The sequence below is a fragment of the Streptococcus peroris ATCC 700780 genome, from assembly GCF_000187585.1.
GTDB lineage: Bacteria > Bacillota > Bacilli > Lactobacillales > Streptococcaceae > Streptococcus > Streptococcus peroris.
On the sequence record NZ_GL732463.1, the window covers coordinates 328,678 to 348,341 of the forward strand.

At 38.7% G+C, this 19,664-nt stretch carries 17 protein-coding genes, 1 other RNA gene and 1 pseudogene; 12 read left to right on the forward strand and 7 right to left on the reverse strand.

Features of this window, described 5'->3' with window-relative positions:
• Window positions 1-5: 5 nt before the first annotated feature.
• On the reverse strand, window positions 6-1,067 hold the full coding sequence (gene dinB / locus HMPREF9180_RS03570) for a DNA polymerase IV (protein ID WP_006145067.1): 1,062 nt from the start codon (window positions 1,065-1,067) through the stop codon (window positions 6-8).
• Between the two features lie 238 nt (window positions 1,068-1,305).
• Here dinB and pflB point away from each other — a divergent pair, with 238 nt between their 5' ends.
• Complete coding sequence (gene pflB / locus HMPREF9180_RS03575; protein WP_025168609.1) at window positions 1,306-3,621, forward strand: formate C-acetyltransferase; 2,316 nt, start codon at window positions 1,306-1,308, stop codon at window positions 3,619-3,621.
• Between the two features lie 404 nt (window positions 3,622-4,025).
• Window positions 4,026-6,128: an AAA family ATPase gene (locus tag HMPREF9180_RS03580; RefSeq protein ID WP_006145069.1), complete on the forward strand. Its 2,103-nt coding sequence runs from the start codon at window positions 4,026-4,028 to the stop codon at window positions 6,126-6,128.
• 54 nt (window positions 6,129-6,182) lie between these two features.
• Here HMPREF9180_RS03580 and HMPREF9180_RS03585 read toward each other — a convergent pair whose 3' ends face one another.
• On the reverse strand, window positions 6,183-6,665 hold the full coding sequence (locus tag HMPREF9180_RS03585) for an S-ribosylhomocysteine lyase (RefSeq protein ID WP_000032544.1): 483 nt from the start codon (window positions 6,663-6,665) through the stop codon (window positions 6,183-6,185).
• A 189-nt stretch (window positions 6,666-6,854) separates the two neighbouring features.
• Between HMPREF9180_RS03585 and HMPREF9180_RS10540 the strand changes: the two are divergent.
• Window positions 6,855-6,911: pseudogene (locus HMPREF9180_RS10540) on the forward strand (IS3 family transposase); the annotation flags it as partial.
• Between the two features lie 102 nt (window positions 6,912-7,013).
• Here the strand turns inward: HMPREF9180_RS10540 and pbp1a are convergent.
• Together pbp1a and recU are read right to left on the reverse strand one after the other, a co-directional pair.
• On the reverse strand, window positions 7,014-9,146 hold the full coding sequence (gene pbp1a / locus HMPREF9180_RS03590; RefSeq protein ID WP_025168610.1) for a penicillin-binding protein PBP1A: 2,133 nt from the start codon (window positions 9,144-9,146) through the stop codon (window positions 7,014-7,016).
• Window positions 9,139-9,738 carry a Holliday junction resolvase RecU gene (recU, locus tag HMPREF9180_RS03595; protein WP_006145072.1) on the reverse strand — a complete coding sequence of 200 codons (600 nt, stop codon included), beginning with the start codon at window positions 9,736-9,738 and terminating at the stop codon, window positions 9,139-9,141. The genes pbp1a and recU overlap by 8 nt, the downstream gene beginning before the upstream one ends.
• A 67-nt stretch (window positions 9,739-9,805) precedes the next feature.
• Between recU and HMPREF9180_RS03600 the strand changes: the two genes are divergently transcribed.
• From HMPREF9180_RS03600 to HMPREF9180_RS03630, 8 genes are all read left to right on the forward strand, one after another.
• The gene (locus tag HMPREF9180_RS03600) at window positions 9,806-10,333 is read left to right on the forward strand and encodes an SLOG family protein (RefSeq protein ID WP_006145073.1); all 528 of its coding nucleotides are present in this window, start codon (window positions 9,806-9,808) and stop codon (window positions 10,331-10,333) included.
• A 69-nt stretch (window positions 10,334-10,402) separates the two neighbouring features.
• On the forward strand, window positions 10,403-10,738 hold the full coding sequence (gene gpsB, locus HMPREF9180_RS03605; protein ID WP_025168611.1) for a cell division regulator GpsB: 336 nt from the start codon (window positions 10,403-10,405) through the stop codon (window positions 10,736-10,738).
• 17 nt (window positions 10,739-10,755) lie between these two features.
• Window positions 10,756-11,137, forward strand: an RNA gene (rnpB, locus tag HMPREF9180_RS10095) — RNase P RNA component class B.
• Window positions 11,138-11,219: 82 nt separating this feature from the next.
• On the forward strand, window positions 11,220-12,398 hold the full coding sequence (locus HMPREF9180_RS03610; protein ID WP_006145076.1) for a THUMP domain-containing class I SAM-dependent RNA methyltransferase: 1,179 nt from the start codon (window positions 11,220-11,222) through the stop codon (window positions 12,396-12,398).
• A complete protein-coding gene (mapZ, locus tag HMPREF9180_RS03615; protein WP_006145077.1) occupies window positions 12,391-13,836 on the forward strand; it encodes a cell division site-positioning protein MapZ in 1,446 nt (481 codons plus the stop codon). Before HMPREF9180_RS03610 ends, mapZ begins: the two co-directional genes overlap by 8 nt.
• A 76-nt stretch (window positions 13,837-13,912) precedes the next feature.
• Window positions 13,913-15,337: an NADP-dependent phosphogluconate dehydrogenase gene (gene gndA / locus HMPREF9180_RS03620; RefSeq protein ID WP_025168612.1), complete on the forward strand. Its 1,425-nt coding sequence runs from the start codon at window positions 13,913-13,915 to the stop codon at window positions 15,335-15,337.
• Window positions 15,338-15,348: 11 nt separating this feature from the next.
• On the forward strand, window positions 15,349-16,038 hold the full coding sequence (locus HMPREF9180_RS03625; protein WP_006145083.1) for a response regulator transcription factor: 690 nt from the start codon (window positions 15,349-15,351) through the stop codon (window positions 16,036-16,038).
• Between the two features lie 88 nt (window positions 16,039-16,126).
• Window positions 16,127-17,044: a PspC-like choline-binding domain-containing protein gene (locus HMPREF9180_RS03630; RefSeq protein ID WP_025168613.1), complete on the forward strand. Its 918-nt coding sequence runs from the start codon at window positions 16,127-16,129 to the stop codon at window positions 17,042-17,044.
• A gap of 117 nt (window positions 17,045-17,161) precedes the next feature.
• Here HMPREF9180_RS03630 and HMPREF9180_RS03635 read toward each other — a convergent pair whose 3' ends face one another.
• The 3 genes from HMPREF9180_RS03635 to HMPREF9180_RS10400 are packed head-to-tail and all read right to left on the reverse strand — an operon-like array spanning window position 17,162 to window position 19,075.
• Window positions 17,162-18,394, reverse strand: a complete 1,233-nt coding sequence (locus tag HMPREF9180_RS03635; RefSeq protein ID WP_025168614.1) for an MFS transporter — start codon at window positions 18,392-18,394, stop codon at window positions 17,162-17,164.
• Window positions 18,395-18,404: 10 nt separating this feature from the next.
• On the reverse strand, window positions 18,405-18,719 hold the full coding sequence (locus HMPREF9180_RS10395; protein ID WP_001839054.1) for a glycoside hydrolase family protein: 315 nt from the start codon (window positions 18,717-18,719) through the stop codon (window positions 18,405-18,407).
• Between the two features lie 56 nt (window positions 18,720-18,775).
• Window positions 18,776-19,075, reverse strand: coding sequence for a lanthionine synthetase LanC family protein (locus HMPREF9180_RS10400; protein WP_006145091.1), 300 nt, complete (start codon window positions 19,073-19,075; stop codon window positions 18,776-18,778).
• A 161-nt stretch (window positions 19,076-19,236) separates the two neighbouring features.
• On the opposite strand from HMPREF9180_RS10400, the gene HMPREF9180_RS10480 reads away from it, so the two are divergent.
• Window positions 19,237-19,566, forward strand: coding sequence for a transposase (locus tag HMPREF9180_RS10480; RefSeq protein WP_006145092.1), 330 nt, complete (start codon window positions 19,237-19,239; stop codon window positions 19,564-19,566).
• Window positions 19,567-19,664 lie beyond the last annotated feature (98 nt).

The window sequence follows — 19,664 nt, forward strand, 5'->3', positions numbered from 1 at the left end:
GGTTTTTAAAATCCAGTCACAGTGACTCCTAATAAACGGACTCCCTTGTCTTTATCACTCAGTGTTTCATAGAGTTGGATAATGCTTTGAGCAATTTCTTCAGAGTCTTGTGTTTGTTGATTCAGTGTTTTTCGTTTTGTCAAAGTAGAAAAGTCGGCATAGCGGATTTTCAAAATGACGATCTTACCACTTTTTTCATATTTTTGAAGACTAAGAGCAACTTTTTCCGAAAGGAGAGTTAGCTCTTTTTTAATATCTTCATCTAGACTTAGAATCTTACTATAAGTTTTTTCCTTACCTATGGACTTACGGATACGATTCGATTTGACGGGAGAGTTATCTATACCTCGAGCCTTACGATAGAGGTCGAATCCGAAGCGACCAAAACGATCAATGAGAGTAATTTCAGAGATTTCTAAGAGATCGGCTCCCGTGAACACTCCCATTTGATGCAATATTTCAACTGTTTTCTTACCGACACCGTGAAATTTAGCAATGTCCATTTGTTGGAGGAAACTTACGGCATCATCAGGCATAATAACAGTCAATCCACAAGGTTTTTGATAATCGCTAGCAATTTTGGCTAAAAATTTATTATAAGATACACCAGCTGAAGCAGTAAGATGAAGCTCCTGCCAGATATCTTGCTGAATTAATCGAGCAATTTTCACAGCTGACTTGATTCCTAGTTTATTTTCAGTCACATCTAGATAAGCCTCATCAATACTCATAGGTTCAATCTTATCAGTATAACGTTTAAAAATGGCTCGAATTTGTTGGCTAACAGCAGTATATTTTTCGTAGTTTCCGGGAATAAAGACGGCTTGTGGGCAACGTTCATAGGCCTCTTTGGAGCTCATGGCTGAGTGAATACCAAAGGATCTCGCTTCATAGCTACAAGTTGAGACAACTCCACGACCACCAGTCTTTCTTGGGTCATTTCCAATAATAACTGGTTTGCCTTTAAGTTTGGGGTTGTCTCGGATTTCGACTGAAGCAAAAAAGGCATCCATGTCAATATGGATGATTTTACGAGATAAATCATTCATCAGTGGGAATATCAGCATGAGAGTACCTTTCTTTGATAAAGATTCTAGTTATATTTTAACTCTTTTCAGAAAAAATAGGAAATGGTTAAATTATTTTCAAAAATATAATACAGATATACCCAAAATTATGACTGTATTATAAAAGAAAGTAATCAAAAAGTCTATTTTTACTTGTTGAAACCGTTTCCTGTATGGTATACTAGTCTTGTAAATGTAACAGATGGTTGTTACTAGAAAGAAAAAAGAGGACAATAACATGGTTGTTAAGACAGTTGTTGAAGCACAAGACATTTTTGACAAAGCCTGGGAAGGCTTTAAAGGTGAAGATTGGAAAGAAAAAGCAAGTGTATCTCGCTTTGTTCAAGCCAACTATACACCATATGATGGAGACGAAAGTTTCCTTGCAGGACCAACAGAACGTTCATTGCATATTAAGAAAATCGTAGAAGAAACAAAAGCACACTATGAAGCTACTCGTTTCCCATACGATAACCGTCCAACTTCTATCGCAGGAATTGATGCTGGATACATTGATAAAGAAAATGAATTGATTTATGGTATCCAAAATGATGAACTCTTCAAATTAAACTTCATGCCAAAAGGTGGTATCCGTATGGCTGAAACTACTTTGAAAGAAAATGGTTTTGAACCAGACCCAGCAGTTCATGAAATCTTTACAAAATATGTAACAACTGTAAATGATGGTATCTTCCGTGCCTACACTACAAATATTCGTCGTGCTCGTCACGCTCACACAGTAACTGGTCTTCCAGATGCATATTCACGTGGACGTATCATCGGGGTTTATGCTCGTTTGGCTCTTTATGGTGCTGATTATTTGATGGCTGAAAAAGTAAGTGATTGGAATGCTATCACTGAAATTGATGAAGAATCTATCCGCCTTCGTGAAGAAGTAAATCTTCAATATCAAGCATTGAAAGAAGTTGTTGAATTAGGTGACCTTTACGGTGTAGATGTACGTCGCCCAGCATATGACACAAAAGAAGCTATCCAATGGACTAACATTGCATTCATGGCAGTTTGTCGTGTTATCAATGGTGCTGCTACATCTCTAGGACGTGTACCAATCGTATTGGACATCTACGCAGAACGTGACTTAGCTCGTGGTACTTACACTGAATCTGAAATTCAAGAATTTGTTGATGATTTCGTAATGAAACTTCGTACAGTTAAATTTGCTCGTACAAAAGCTTACGACGAATTGTACTCAGGTGACCCAACCTTCATCACAACTTCTATGGCTGGTATGGGTAATGACGGTCGTCACCGTGTTACTAAGATGGACTACCGTTTCTTGAATACTCTTGACAATATCGGTAACTCTCCAGAACCAAACTTGACAGTTCTTTGGACTGACAAATTACCTTATAGCTTCCGTCGCTACTGTATGCACATGAGCCACAAACACTCTTCAATCCAATATGAAGGTGTTACAACAATGGCTAAAGACGGATACGGTGAAATGAGCTGTATCTCATGCTGTGTATCTCCACTTGACCCAGAAAATGAAGAACAACGTCACAACATCCAATACTTCGGTGCTCGTGTAAACGTTCTTAAAGCTCTTCTTACTGGTTTGAACGGTGGTTATGACGATGTTCATAAAGACTACAAAGTATTTGACATCGAACCAATTCGTGACGAAGTTCTTGAATTCGAATCAGTTAAAGCAAACTTTGAAAAATCTCTTGATTGGTTGACTGACACTTACGTAGATGCTTTGAACATCATCCACTACATGACTGATAAGTACAACTACGAAGCAGTTCAAATGGCCTTCTTGCCAACTAAACAACGTGCTAACATGGGATTCGGTATCTGTGGATTCGCTAACACTGTTGATACATTGTCAGCTATCAAGTACGCTACAGTTAAACCAATCCGTGATGAAAATGGCTATATCTACGATTATGAAACAATCGGTGAATACCCACGTTGGGGTGAAGATGACCCTCGTTCAAACGAATTGGCAGAATGGTTGATTGAAGCTTACACAACTCGTCTACGTAGCCACAAACTTTACAAAGACGCAGAAGCTACAGTATCACTTTTGACAATCACATCTAACGTTGCTTACTCTAAACAAACTGGTAACTCACCAGTCCACAAAGGTGTATACCTCAACGAAGATGGTTCTGTAAACTTGTCTAAACTTGAATTCTTCTCACCAGGTGCTAACCCATCTAACAAAGCTAAAGGTGGATGGTTGCAAAACTTGAACTCACTTTCTAGCCTTGACTTTGGTTATGCAGCTGATGGTATCTCATTGACAACTCAAGTTTCACCACGTGCTCTTGGTAAAACTCGTGACGAACAAGTTGATAACTTGGTAACAATCCTAGATGGTTACTTTGAAAATGGTGGTCAACACTGTAACTTGAACGTTATGGACTTGAACGATGTTTATGATAAGATCATGGCAGGTGAAGATGTTATCGTTCGTATCTCTGGATATTGTGTAAATACTAAGTACCTCACTCCAGAACAAAAAACTGAATTGACACAACGTGTCTTCCACGAAGTTCTTTCAATGGATGATGCATTGAGCTAAGATTCATAAATAGTTAATCGGAAAACCAGTCATTTTGACTGGTTTTTTTGATAAACAAAAAATTTTAAAAAATTAGTCAAATTTGGTCAAAAAACTATTGACTATTACTGACTAAAGTGATATACTAAGAACATAAGGATAAGAAGATCCTTAGAAAACATTGGTTTTAAGGTGATTGTGCATGTCATCTTGAAATCAAAGTATGGGTCAAACCTAGAAAAGAGGTACAACCTATGATTAACTTGAATATTTTTAGAAGTCCAATTACAAGATCTGAATTGGATAAAGAGAAACCAGAAATAGTACGTAGAGTAGCAAAAAGCTAGTCTTAATTTTTTATGCAAAAGGTCAGATAAAGTCAGATTCTCTGGCTACTAATTTTGAATTCAAACGAGGTATGAAATATGAATAACAACTTTAACAATTTTAACAATATGGATGATTTATTTAACCAATTGATGGGCGGTATGCGTGGATATAGTTCTGAAAATCGTCGTTATTTGATTAACGGTCGTGAAGTAACACCTGAGGAATTTGCCATTTACCGTCAAACTGGTCAACTTCCAAGCGAAGGGAGTGAACAAGCTCAATACGTTCAAGGTAAAGGGATGAAACAAGATGGGATTCTTGCGAAACTTGGCCGCAACCTAACCGAAGAAGCACGCGAAGGCAAATTAGATCCTGTTATCGGGCGTAATGAAGAAATTCAGGAAACTGCTGAAATTCTTTCACGACGTACTAAGAACAATCCTGTTCTTGTTGGTGATGCGGGTGTCGGTAAGACTGCTGTAGTTGAAGGATTAGCACAAGCTATTGTAAACGGGGATGTTCCCGCTGCTATCAAGAACAAAGAAATTATTTCCATTGATATTTCTGGACTTGAAGCTGGTACTCAATATCGTGGTAGCTTTGAAGAAAACATTCAAAACTTAATTGGTGAAGTGAAGAAGGCAGGAAACATTATCCTCTTCTTTGATGAAATTCATCAAATCCTTGGTGCAGGTAGCACAGGTGATGGTCAAGGTTCAAAAGGTCTTGCGGATATCATCAAACCAGCTCTTTCACGTGGGGAATTGACAGTGATCGGTGCAACCACTCAGGATGAATACCGTAATACTATTTTGAAGAACGCTGCACTTGCTCGTCGCTTTAATGAAGTTAAGGTTAATGCTCCATCCGCTGAAGATACTTTCAAGATTCTTCAAGGGATTCGTGATCTTTATCAACAACACCATAACGTCATTTTGCCTGATGAAGTATTGAAAGCAGCTGTTGATTATTCTGTTCAATACATTCCACAACGGAGCTTACCGGATAAAGCTATTGACCTTGTTGACGTGACAGCAGCTCACTTAGCAGCCCAACACCCAGTGACAGATGTTCATGCTGTGGAACATGAAATTGAAGAAGAAAAAGCAAAACAAGAAGAAGCTGCAGCTAAAGAAGATTACGAAGCAGCATTAAATGCAAAAGTTCGTATCGAAGAACTTGAAAAGAAAATTGCTAATCATACTGAAGATCATAAAGTAACAGCAACAATTAACGATGTGGCTGAATCAGTAGAACGGATGACGGGTATTCCAGTATCACAAATGGGAGCAACGGATATCGAACGTTTGAAAGATATGGGTCATCGTTTGCAAACTAAAGTCATTGGTCAAGATAAAGCTGTAGAAGCAGTAGCGCGTGCTATCCGTCGGAACCGAGCAGGATTTGACGAAGGGAACCGTCCAATCGGTAGCTTCCTCTTTGTAGGGCCTACTGGTGTTGGGAAGACTGAGTTGGCTAAACAATTAGCACTTGATATGTTCGGAACTAAGGATGCCATCATCCGTTTGGACATGTCAGAATACAGCGATCGCACAGCTGTTTCTAAATTGATCGGTACAACAGCTGGTTATGTTGGTTATGATGACAACAGCAATACCTTGACAGAACGAGTACGTCGTAATCCTTACTCCATCGTACTTCTCGACGAAATTGAGAAGGCTGACCCTCAAGTGATCACCCTCCTTCTCCAAGTTTTGGATGATGGTCGTTTAACCGATGGTCAAGGTAATACTGTAAACTTCAAGAATACGGTGATTATCGCTACTTCAAATGCAGGATTTGGTTACGAAGCTAATTTGACAGAGGATGCTGATAAACCAGAATTGATGGATCGTTTGAAACCTTACTTCCGTCCAGAATTCCTTAATCGTTTCAATGCTGTGATTGAATTCTCACATTTGAGCAAAGAAGACCTTTCTAAGATTGTTGATTTGATGTTGATTGACGTCAATAAGACTCTTTCTAAGAAAGAAATCGACTTGGCTGTGAGTGATGCAGCCAAAGAATACATGACTGAAGAAGGTTATGATGAAGTCATGGGTGTTCGTCCACTTCGTCGTGTAGTTGAACAACAAATCCGAGATAAAGTGACAGATTTCCACTTGGATAACTTGGATGCTAAACACCTTGAAGCCGACATGGAAGATGGTGTCCTAGTCATTCGTGAAAAAGCCTAAATCAAAGGCTTCAAAATAAAAAAGGAACCAGTTGAAAAGCTGGTTCTTTTTTTGTTAAATAACATGACGTTCAAAGGCATCATCTGAGATTCCTTGTTCAAGAATCAATTTTGCCCATTCCTTAGCTGAAAATAGGCTGTGGTCCTTGTAGTTACCACAAGACTCAATGGTAGTTCCAGGAACATCTTCCCAAGTTGTGGTCTCAGCGATTTCCTTTAGTGAATCCTTGATGACAGCAGCGATTTCAGCGCTAGTATGACGTCCCCACATAATCATATGGAAACCTGTACGACAACCAAATGGTGAGCAATCAATCATACCGTCGATGCGAGTACGGATGAGCTTAGCCAAGAGGTGTTCAATAGTATGAAGTCCAGCGGTTGGGATAGAGTCCTCATTTGGTTGAACCAAACGAATATCAAAGTTAGAAATGATATCTCCCTTAGGGCCGGTTTCTTCTCCGATTAAACGAACATAAGGAGCTTTTACAATCGTATGATCTAGTTCAAAACTTTCAACAATAACTTCTTTTGACATGGTGTTTCCTTTCAATTTTCTTCTTTCATTATATCATAAAAATTTGCTTGATAATTGTCAATAAAAGATGTTTATCAGAAAAGATGGTTGTTGAAAAAATTTTTTAAATTGATTCAAAATTTCTAAGAATGACATCGTCAGATGGGCAAACTGGTATTACAAGAATATTAGGCGTTCAGTCATAGCAATCAATCACTAAATCAATTGAAACATGCTGTTACAGACTATATTGATTATTACAACTAATGTTAATTTAAAAGGACTTAGTTCTGGTTGATACAGAATTAAGTCCTTTTTATAATTATTCGCCTAACTTTTGGGAGTCAGTACCAATTCTCCTAGAATTTTTTATTGTTGTCTTCGAGAATTTTGAGGTTGTCCAGGGTTTTGATTTGTGTTTGGTGTGGAACCGTTACGTGAAGTATTAGAATTGTTATTTTCAGTTGCAGAAGTCTGGTTTTCAGTTGTGGAATTCTGAACTTCTGTAACTGGTTGTTGAGGTGTTTGGCTAACCCAATTACTACGAGCGCCAACTTTGAAGACATACTCACCATTACGATACAAGCCCTCAGGCATTGTCCAGTCACCAGGGGAATCATCTTCTGAGAGATAGGATATCATAGAACGGTAGATCTTTGCAGCAACTCTGAAACCATCTCCTGTGATAGGAGTAAGGCGATTAGAGTAACCTGTCCAAACAGCCATAGAATACTTACGGGTATATCCTACAAAATTTTCATCAGGTGCGACATAATCGTATCTCTTAATGTAATTTTCAATTTCATCATCTGTATAGTTTGATGTACCTGTCTTACCTGCTTGTGGAAGCCATGAAATATAAGCGTCTCGACCTATACCAGAGTATAATACTGTTTTCATCATTTCTGTCATCATGTAAGCTGTAGTTTCCTTCATAGCGCGAGTACCTTGATCAGAGAACTCTTTTGAACTACCGTCACTGAAGACAATTTTATTGATGTACATTGGTTTATAATAGATACCACCGTTAGCGAAAGCAGCATAGGCGGCAGCCATTTTTTCACTACTTGCACCGTACTGTTTACCTGATTCAGTCGTATTACTTGAAATTGCGTTTGCATATACCATGGTTGGATAATCAATGCCAAGTCCGTTTAAGAATTTTTTGGCTTTATCGAGTCCAACTCTATCGAGAGTTTCAACTGCGGGTACGTTACGAGATTGTTGGATAGCAGTTTGAAGGGTAATATTACCATAATACCCTCTATCCCAGTTATAAAGAGGAATGTTAGTGCCTGGATAGTTGTACGGAACATCCTTCAGCATGTAGGCAGTAGAGTCATAAATATCATACTCTAATGCAGGGGCATAATCTGTGATTGGTTTCATGGCAGAACCCCAGTCACGGTTAGTTTCAACGGCTTGGTTAAGACCAAACGATACGTTACTGGCTTGGTGACGTGAACCAAGCTGAGCGATGACTTTACCATTTGAAACATCAACAATAGTAGAAGCAGCTTGAAAATCATCGTCTGGGTACTCGACATATTCGTTAGTATTGTAAACATCCCAGAGTCGTTTTTGAACATCTTGGTCTACGTTGGTGTAGACATCCATTCCAGTAGTTAAAAGGTTGTAGCCTGTCTCTGTTTCAACTTGTTCAATCACTTCTTTGAGGTAATTGTCTAAGTATGGAGGATAGGAGTTGCTTCCTTTAAGACTTTGTAAACCATCAGTGATAGGTGTATTTATAGCCGTTTCATATTGTTCAGCTGTCAAATAACCTTGCTTTTGCATCTCTGATAGAACTAGATTACGACGTTCAGTGGCTTCTTCTGGATGAGAATAAGGGTCGTACTGGTTTGGTGCTTGAGGCATTCCAGCGAGAAGAGCAAGTTGTGGTATTGATAGGTCTTTTAAATCTTTACCATAGTAATTTTGCGCAGCAGTCTGCATCCCATAGTTACCATTTGACATGTATACCTTATTGATGTAATATGTCAAAATTTCCTGTTTGGTCGCAGTTCTTTCTAACTGAATAGCTAGCCAAGCTTCTTGGGCCTTACGTGCGATTGTTTGGTCTGATGAAGAAGTTGAAAAGTAAGTTAATTTAATCAACTGCTGGGTCAAAGTAGACCCACCTTGGAGACCATTACTTCGAAGGTTTCGTAAGAAAGCGCCCATGATGCGGATGCTATCAATACCTCTATGATTGAAGAAGCGATGGTCTTCAATGGAGACGATTGCATTAACAAGGTCTGTAGGGATTTCGTTACTTTGAGCATTCACACGACGCTCTGCTCCTAAGTCCGCAATCAATTCATTTTTACTATCATAAATTTTGCTTGAAGTTGTTGCGACCAGCTTGCTTTCAGAAAGTTCGGGAGCTTTAGATACATAGTAGAAGAAAACACTTCCACCAATTAGTATTGAAGCGAGAAAGACTGCTAAGAATCCTATTCCTAGATACCTAGCAAAGCGCCAGATAAGTTGTTTATTCATTTTTTTTACCACCTAGTAAATGTTGTTTGACAATATCGAGATAAGGTATTTGAGGGAAGGCCTGTTCTTCAATCGCATAACCGTTTTCCCGGATATAATCAAGTGGCATTGATTTTTTCCCCATATCCTGATGATAAAAACGGATGAGGTCAATTGCCGGTAATAAATATGTTTCCTGATAAGATGAAAAATGGATTAAGACGAAGCAAATTCCTTTTTGTTCAAGGACCTGTTCCATATGCAAAATTTGATGAGAGTGAAAATTCTTCATCGGGAATGCATTTTTTTGTTTGGTTTCCTTGGCTTCGAAATCAATATAATATCCTTCATAAACACCCGAGTAGTCAGTGGTTGATGCTTGCCTAAAGTAAGCTTCGATGATTTTAGCGCGACTCCGTTGAGGGTAGTCGACTCGAACAATTTGAATCGGAGTTGGCTTTTTATGAATAACTGCCATTCCATGTGAGAGATAGTAGTCATTCGTAGCGTTAATCATCTTTTCAAAGCTCATTCCCCTATTTGCGAAATTTTTAGTTTGAGGTAGGGAAGTTTTACTTGATTTAGATGAAAGTTTATGTGGATAGTTGACCATAATCCTCCTTATTGGTACAATAGCATCACTCTATTATACCATAAAGGTTTTTAGAAAGGGTGAAAAAATGCATACTGCCTTGGTTTTGGGATACTCGGCTTTTGATTTGGGACTATTTAATGAAAAGGATATTCGTTTAAAAATTATCAAAAAAGCCATTCGTAGAGATTTGGAAAGACTGGCCGAAGAAGGCTTGCAATGGCTAGTTTTCACTGGGACTCTTGGTTTTGAACACTGGGTTTTAGAAGTAGCAAGAGAAATGAAAGATGACTATGGATTCCAACTAGCGACTATTTTTGATTTTGAAACACATGGCTCGAATTGGAATGAAGTAAATCAGATCAAATTGAGTGATTTTAAACAAGTCGATTTTATCAAGTATGCCTATCCGGCTTATGAGCATAAAAGCCAATTGAGAGATTACCAGATTTTTTTACTTGAAAATACAGATGGCGCCTATCTTTTTTATGATCAAGAAAACGAAACAAAACTGAGATTTTTTTACGAACTGATGAAAAAGAAAGACAACTATATGACAAAAAGATTAACATTTGAGGATTTAAACGAAATAGCCGAAAATTTTTCCGAAAATTGAGGCTTTGACCTTGCTTTTTGTTTGCCTTTTTTTATATAATAATACTAGTAACTGAGAATGGAGAGAGACATGGCAAGTATTATTTTTACAGCAAAAGATATTTTTGAGCAGGATTTTGGAAGAGAAGTACGTGGATACAGTAAAGCAGAGGTAGATGAATTCTTAGATGACGTTATCAAGGATTATGAAACTTATGCAGCGTTGGTTAAATCATTGCGCTTGGAAGTCGCAGAATTGAAAGAACAATTGGCGAACAAACCTCAAGTGGAACCTGTATCTGTAACGTCTGAGCCTACTGAGCTTGGAAGTACGACTTCTATGACTAACTTTGATATCTTGAAACGCTTGAATCGTCTTGAAAAAGAAGTATTTGGCAAACAAATCGTAGAAAATTCTGATTTCTAGAATCATACAGTTGTGCAATTTTTGGATAATCGCGTGGAGGGTTTATCTTTTCATGAGGAAAGTCCATGCTAGCACAGGCTGTGATGCCTGTAGTGTTTGTGCTAGGCGAAACCATAAGCCTAGGGACGAGAAATCGTTACGGCGAGTGAATAGACTAAGTTTTCGGATATGTTTTAGTAGCTCTGAAAGTGCCACAGTGACGAAGTCTCTCTGGAAACAGAGAGAGTGGAACGCGGTAAACCCCTCAAGCTAGCAACCCAAATTTTGGTCGGGGCATGGAGTGCGCGGAAACGAACGTAGTACTCTGACTGCTAGCAGCTTCTAGCTGTTAGTGGTAGACAGATGATTATCGAAAGAAGTGGTCCTAGTCACTTCTGGAACAAAACATGGCTTATAGAAAATTGCATATAGGTTGGGGCTGAGAAATTTTCTCAACCTCATTTTTTAAAGGTGAACAAGAGAAAGGTCTTTAAAGACTGACATGAAACAAACATTTAATTTAATCGCGACTGCTGCAGCAGGCTTAGAGGCTGTTGTAGGTCGGGAAGTGCGTGCACTTGGCTATGACTGTCAAGTTGAGAATGGTCGCGTTCGCTTTGAAGGAGATGTAAAGACAATTATTGAAACTAATTTGTGGCTACGAGCTGCAGATAGGATTAAGATTGTTGTTGGGACTTTTCCCGCAAAAACATTTGAAGAACTTTTTCAAAGAGTTTTTGCCTTAGATTGGGAAAACTATTTACCACTTGGAGCGCGTTTTCCAATTTCAAAGGCTAAGTGTGTCAAATCAAAACTTCATAATGAACCTAGTGTTCAAGCTATTTCTAAAAAAGCAGTTGTGAAGAAGTTGCAGAAACATTATGCTCGACCAGAAGGTGTTCCGCTGATGGAAAATGGTCCAGAGTTTAAAATAGAGGTTTCAATTCTTAAAGATGTTGCGACTATCATGATTGACACGACAGGTTCTAGTCTTTTCAAACGTGGTTATCGTACTGAAAAAGGTGGGGCTCCTATTAAAGAGAACATGGCAGCAGCAATTCTGCAATTATCAAACTGGTATCCTGATAAACCACTGATTGATCCAACCTGTGGTTCAGGAACCTTCTGTATTGAGGCAGCTATGATTGCTCGTAATATGGCGCCGGGTTTACGTCGTTCCTTTGCCTTTGAAGAATGGAACTGGATCAGTGATCGCTTGATTCAAGAAGTCAGAACTGAGGCAAGTAAGCAGATAGATCGAGAAATTGAACTGGACATTATGGGTTGTGATATCGACGGACGTATGGTGGAAATTGCCAAGGCTAATGCGCAGGCAGCAGGAGTATCTGGAGATATTCTCTTCAAGCAAATGCGCGTACAAGATTTACGTACGGACAAAATTAATGGAGTCATTATATCTAACCCACCATATGGAGAACGCTTGTCAGACGATGCAGGAGTAACCAAGCTCTATGCTGAAATGGGAGAAGTATTTGCACCACTCAAAACTTGGAGTAAATTTATCCTGACCAGTGATGAAGCTTTTGAAAGTAAGTATGGTAGTCAGGCGGATAAAAAACGGAAACTCTACAATGGTACTTTGAAAGTTGATTTGTATCAATATTTTGGTCAACGAGTGAAAAGACAAGATGTCAAGACAGAAAGGAAGACTGATGAGTAAGAAAAGAAGTAATCGCCATCATAAGAGCGAACAAGAATCTAAATTTGAATTTGAAGATGCTAAAGACTTAACGGTTGGTCAGGCTATTCGAAAGAATGAAGAGGTTGAAGCAGGTGTAACTCCAGAAGATACGGTTTTGGACAAATATATCAAACAGCACCGTGAAGAAATCGAAGCCGATAAATTTGAGAATTTACAAACGAAAAAAGATCAGCCTACTCAAAGTTTGGATGATATGATCCAGGAAGTGAGAGAAGCTACTGAACAAGAAAATGCATTAAGTTCGGAAGAGAAAATAATCTCAAGTGCATTAGCTGAAGAAACAAGTGAAATTCTAGCTCAAGAAGCTGATGAAGAAGAAACAAGAATTCTCGATCAGCCCTTTATGGATGAATTAGAAACTGTTGAAATGGCTAAGGCAGGCAACTCTAATGTAGCAGTAATTGATGAAGAAAATGAAAATCTACTACAATCTTTGTCTCGTTCTGCTCAGACTAGTGAAGAGCCAAAAAGTAAAAAGAAATGGGCTATTCTATCAGTCCTTATCTTGGTATTACTTTTAATTTTTGGAGGTGCCTATTACGTTTATCACCAAATTACTCGTTCTTCTCAAGAACAGCAGACCCAAGCTACAGACTCAGGCTTGGTAAGTAATCAGTCGGTCTTGGAGCAATTTAATACTCTCTATGATACATTTTATACCGATGAAAACAAAACAGCTCTTAAAAATAGTCAATTTAGTCAACTGAATCAGTTGAAAGAAATTTTAGACAAACTCGAGGGAGCAAGAGAATACACTCTAGCTAAATCAAAATATGATAGCTTAGAAACACAGATAAAAGCTATCCAAGAAGTAAATTCGCAATTTGAAACACCGGTTATTAAGGATGGTGTTTTGGATACTAACGCAAAAATCAAAGCAGATGCAAAATTTACAGATATCAAGACTGGTAATACAGATATTGATAAACTGCTAGATAAAGCAATTAGCCTCGGTAAGAGTCAATTAGCAAGTACAACAACAAGTGCCTCTTCAACACCAGCTTCTAGTCAGGAAGCTTCAAGCCCAACTACAGAAAGTAGTCCTTCTGCTTCAACCAGTGGCGCTACTTCATCTACAAATGCTGGCCTATCAAGTGAAGGTGTGCCTTTACAAAGAAGTGTTAGCCGAGTACCGTATAATCAAACAGCAGTCAATGATAGCAGCAATCCTGCCTGGAATTTTGCAGATGGTGTCCTTGAACAAATTCTTGCAACATCACGTGCACGTGGATATATCTCTGGAAATCAATATATCTTGGAACGTGTGAATATTGTGAATGGGAACGGTTATTACAATCTCTATAAGCCAGACGGAACCTATCTCTTTACGCTTAATTGTAAGACTGGTTACTTTGTAGGAAATGGTTCTGGACATGCTGACAGTCTAGACTACTAGTCTAATGCTTACAAAATTCTTTCTTTTCGAAGATAAACATGATAAAATAAAACATATTAAACAAGAGGAGTATTACATGACAAAAGCTAACTTTGGTGTTGTTGGTATGGCCGTAATGGGTCGTAACCTTGCCTTAAATATTGAATCTCGTGGCTATACAGTTGCCATTTATAACCGTAGTAAAGAAAAAACAGAAGATGTTGTTGCTTGCCATCCAGATAAAAACTTCGTGCCAAGCTATGATATCGAAAGCTTCGTAAACTCTATTGAAAAACCACGTCGTATCATGCTTATGGTTCAAGCTGGACCTGGTACAGATGCAACTATCCAAGCTCTTCTTCCACACTTGGATAAGGGTGATATTTTGATTGACGGAGGAAATACTTTCTACAAAGATACTATCCGTCGTAACGAAGAGTTGGCCAACTCTGGAATCAACTTTATCGGTACTGGTGTCTCTGGTGGTGAAAAAGGTGCCCTTGAAGGTCCTTCTATCATGCCTGGTGGACAAAAAGAAGCTTATGACTTGGTGGCTGATGTTCTTGAAGAAATCTCTGCAAAAGCACCAGAAGATGGCAAACCATGTGTGACCTACATCGGTCCTGATGGAGCTGGTCACTACGTTAAAATGGTACACAATGGTATCGAGTACGGTGATATGCAATTGATTGCAGAAAGCTATGACTTAATGCAACACTTACTTGGTCTTTCTGCAGAAGATATGTCTGAAATCTTTACTGAGTGGAACAAGGGTGAATTGGACAGCTACTTGATCCAAATAACAGCAGATATCTTGAAACGTAAAGACGACGAAGGCCAAGATGGACCAATCGTAGACTATATCTTGGATGCTGCAGGTAACAAAGGAACTGGTAAATGGACTAGCCAATCAGCACTTGACCTTGGTGTTCCATTGTCACTAATCACAGAGTCTGTATTTGCTCGTTATATTTCTGCCTACAAAGAAGAACGCGTTCACGCTAGCAAGGTGCTTCCAAAACCAGCTGCATTCAAATTTGAAGGCGACAAGGCTGAATTGATTGAAAAGATTCGTCAAGCTCTTTACTTCTCAAAAATCATCTCATATGCACAAGGTTTTGCACAATTGCGTGTAGCTTCTAAGGAAAACAACTGGAACTTGCCATTTGCGGACATCGCATCTATCTGGCGCGACGGATGCATCATCCGTTCTCGTTTCTTGCAAAAGATTACAGATGCCTACAACCGTGATGCAGATCTTGCTAACCTTCTTTTGGATGAGTACTTCTTGGACGTAACTGCTAAGTACCAACAATCCGTTCGTGATATCGTTGCTCTTGCTGTTCAAGCTGGTGTACCTGTACCAACCTTCTCAGCAGCTATCACTTACTTTGATAGCTACCGTTCAGCTGATCTTCCAGCGAACTTGATCCAAGCTCAACGTGACTACTTTGGTGCTCATACATACAAACGTAAAGACAAAGAAGGAACCTTCCACTACTCTTGGTATGACGAAAAATAAGTAGGTCAGCCATGGGGAAACGGATTTTATTACTCGAGAAAGAAAGAAATCTAGCTCATTTTTTAAGTCTGGAACTCCAAAAAGAGCAATACCGAGTTGATCTGGTAGAGAAAGGGCAAAAGGCCCTTTCTTTGGCTCTTCAGACAGACTATGACTTGATTTTACTGAATGCTCATCTAGGGGATATGACAGCCCAGGATTTTGCAAACAAGTTGAGTCGGACCAAGCCAGCTTCGGTTATCATGGTCTTGGACCATCGAGAAGAATTGCAAGACCAACATGAAACAATCCAGCGTTTCGCTGTCTCATACATTTATAAACCAGTTATTATTGACGATTTAGTAGCTCGTATTGCAGCAATCTTCCGAGGTCGAGACTTCATCGACCAACATTGTAGTCAGATGAAAGTTCCGACAGCTTATCGTAATCTGCGTATGGATGTAGAACATCATACTGTCTATCGTGGTGAGGAAATGATTGCCCTAACACGTCGTGAATATGACCTTTTGGCTACCCTTATGGGAAGCAAGAAAGTTTTAACTCGCGAGCAGTTGCTGGAAAGTGTATGGAAGTATGAAAGTGCGACCGAAACCAATATCGTGGACGTTTATATCCGTTATCTACGTAGCAAACTTGACGTAAAAGGTCAAAAGAGCTACATAAAAACTGTGCGTGGTGTAGGCTATACTATGCAAGAATAGAAAAACAGTTGCAGTTGTGTAACTGTTTTTTAGTATGTATGTTGACATATTGTTTTTTTGTTATATAATCTATTTGGGGGGTGTTAAAATGAAATTTTTGAAAAAAATGATGCAAATTGGACTATCAGTGTTCTTCTTTGGTCTGTTAGTGACGAGTACAGTATTTGCGGATACTACAGGTGGACAGTTTGTTGATAAGGATAATAGAAAATATTATGTAAAAGATGATCATAAAGCAATCTATTGGCATAAAATAGACGGAAAAACTTACTATTTTGGTGATGGTGGAGAAATGGTAGTTGGCTGGCAATATATAGAAATTCCTGGAACAGGTTATCGTGATGATTTATTTGATAATCGTCCAGTCTTCGAAATTGGCCTTCAACACAAGTGGTACCACTTTAATCAAGATGGCGTACTACAAGAGTTTGTTGGCTGGCAACAATTAGAGCTTAAGGATTCGTTAAATGTTGGTAAAAAATATGGTGAAGGTTTTGAAGGTCCAGAAGTTCTTAAATTAGCAAACTACTACTTTGACCAAGATCATTCATTAAAAACAGGTTGGCTTTATGATCAATCAAACTGGTATTACCTAGCAAAAACAGGTTCTTCAGGAAAAGACTACCTTGGTGGAGAAAGACGTGCTGGTTGGATTAACGACAATTCAACTTGGTACTATCTCGATCCAACAACCGCTGCAATGCAAACTGGTTGGCAATATCTAGGTAATAAGTGGTACTATCTCCGTTCATCAGGTGCTATGGCGACAGGCTGGTATCAAGACGATGCAACATGGTATTATCTAGATGATCAAAACGGTGATATGAAAACAGGCTGGATTTATATCGATAATACTTGGTATTATCTTCGTTCGTCAGGAGCTATGGTGACAGGTTGGTTCCAGGTCAATGGTAAATGGTACTATGCCTATAGTTCAGGAGACTTAGCTGTGAATACTACAGTAGGTGGCTATTTTGTCAACTCTAATGGCGAATGGATCCGATAATGACAGGGCGCTTATAATTATATTAGAGCACTCGCTTAATCAAAGGAGTGACTTTGTTGTACTTGACCTGACGATTGGGGAGATTAAAAGCATGTGAAATCTACACATGCTTTTTCGTTAGTTATGAGTGTTGAACTTGACTAACCATTGACAAAAGATAAGAGCAATCAAAATAAGATACAAAAATACCAATGCTAACTGCACCGAAACGCCCGATGCTATGGATAGGGCTAATAGGGAGAGCAGGGACGGGGCGAGAATATCCACGGTGCTCAGAGCAGATCCCACCGTCCCCATCTTGTCACTGGGGATATAGGCAAAGACAGCTGCTTGTAAGCGAGGGGTGAGAATACCGATAATCGTAGAACTGATGAAACTGGTCATGAAAATCACGATATAGGCTTGACAAAAGATACTAGTTATCAGAGCCAATAGGGAAATCTCACAGAAAACCAAGAGGTGCGTGAAACGGATATTTTTAAATAGATTACTGCTGGTCATATTGCCAAGGATAGCTCCACAAGAAATGATGATGGAGAGCAGGGCGAGGAGTTGCCCAATGCTCAGTTGTGCTAGTGTCTGTTGGATGAAGCGGAGGACAATCAGCCGAGGGGACACATCCAAGATGGCAATCATACTGGTCGTCAGAAACAGTAGTATGACGGTCTCTTTTAACCTCAGGAGCACAGCCAGCGACTGTCTAAGATGTTGAAAATATTTCTTAAAACTCAGTGCTGTATGTGACATTTCAATCCTTTTTTCAACTTCATACAAGGTATGTCGAATAACATACAGGCCCAAAAAGGCAATGACAAAAGTCAGAGTGTTGATAAGGGAAATAGTTTGAATACTCATAACATTGATAAGGAACGCGCCAGCCAGATTGGCGATAATGCGGACAGCCCTCATCAGCGACTGCCTGAACCCCATGGCATCATGCAAGTCGTCCTTAATTACACTGATGTAGAGGGCGTTCATCATGTAGGCAGACAGGTAGCTCAAGGTGTCAGAGATGAGGTTGATGATGACAATCATAATGACTGAAACTAATGAAAAGGGCGACAAGACGAGAAATGCTGTCAAAATAGCGTAGAGCAGAATTTTGATTTTGGCAATCCAGAGTGCGTGTTTGACTCTATTTTCTTGAAAATCTCCTAGAATCCCGAGAAAGAGTTGCGATAGTAGGGGAACCATCTCTGAAATGGAAATCAGTAAAATCGCTAGCGAAGCAAAATTGTACTGAGCCACATAATTGATAATGGCGAGGTAGAAAATACTGTCGCCGAATGATGAAAAACAGCTGTTTAGTAGCAATTGTCTATATATGTTGTTTGTCCAAAATAATTTCATACTTTTCCCCTTATGTCTGCACATCGAATGGGAATTTATTATTTAATAAACACCAATATACCCCCATGCTTCCTATTCCGAAGTCAAACAAATCTGCTTTACCACTATCTCCTTGAAACATCAGTAAACCGTGATCATCTCGTTCAGAACATGCTAAAATTACCTGTTGGATTTTTTTCATCAGTAATTTGTTTTGATTGTAGACAGTGGTTTGTAGTAAGCTAGTTATTCCGTGGCAATATCCTGTCATCATTTTTAGATGATGGTTAAAAACAAATTCTTGATATTTACTAATAATATCTTTGTTTCCGTCACAATCGTACATACAAAGATATAAGATTATTCCGGAAATTCCTTCGCACCAAGAAAGTTGTAAATTTCCTAAATTTTCAGTATTAGAAGTAACTTTTCTAATAATTTTTTTAATTCAGTATGGAATGTATGGAGATCATTATAGAACATAGAAGGTTCTAAGACTTTAGAATAGGCAAATAAAGCATATGCAATTCCACAATATCCATGAGCAAAGCTATAGTCTAAAATGGTTTCTTTGGCTGTATCTCTTTGTAGGAAATAATGATAAATTTCCCCTATACTATTGTGGATGAAAGTTTTAAGAGTATTGTCATTGGTAAATTGATAATATTTTATTAATGATAATAGGACGCCAGATTTTCCCAATGCAAAGTCTATTTGCTCCAGAGTATCATAATTCTCCTTGAATTGTCAAATTAAGTGTATAACTTTCCCGTAGCATACTTCATAAGGCGTTTTCCACTTAAGAAATTTTCGTGGTCTATTATTTAGAACCTGTATTAACAAAAAAATGTTAAACTAGAGTTATGACACGCAAAGCATATGATACTGATTTAAACGATCAAGAATGGGCTAAGATTGAACCCTATTTCTCCAAACACCGTACCTATAAATGGTCGAAACGAGTACTTGTTAATGCGACTTTGTACGTCACTAAAACAGGCTGTCAATGGTGCATGCTCCCTCACGACTTTCCTCTTTACCTGTCGATGTGGAGTTTCTTTCGTCGTTCTATGACGACAGGTTGGTTCCAAGTCAATGGTAAATGGTACTATGCCTATAGTTCAGGTGCCTTAGCTGTGAATACTACAGTAGGTGGCTACTACGTTAACTATAACGGTGAGTGGGTACAGTAATGAAAACAAGCGATTGTGAAAGGAAACAATCGCTTTTTTTGCGAAAATATAATAAAATAGAAAGGAATAAAGTTCTAAAATTTTATCTAGAAACAGAC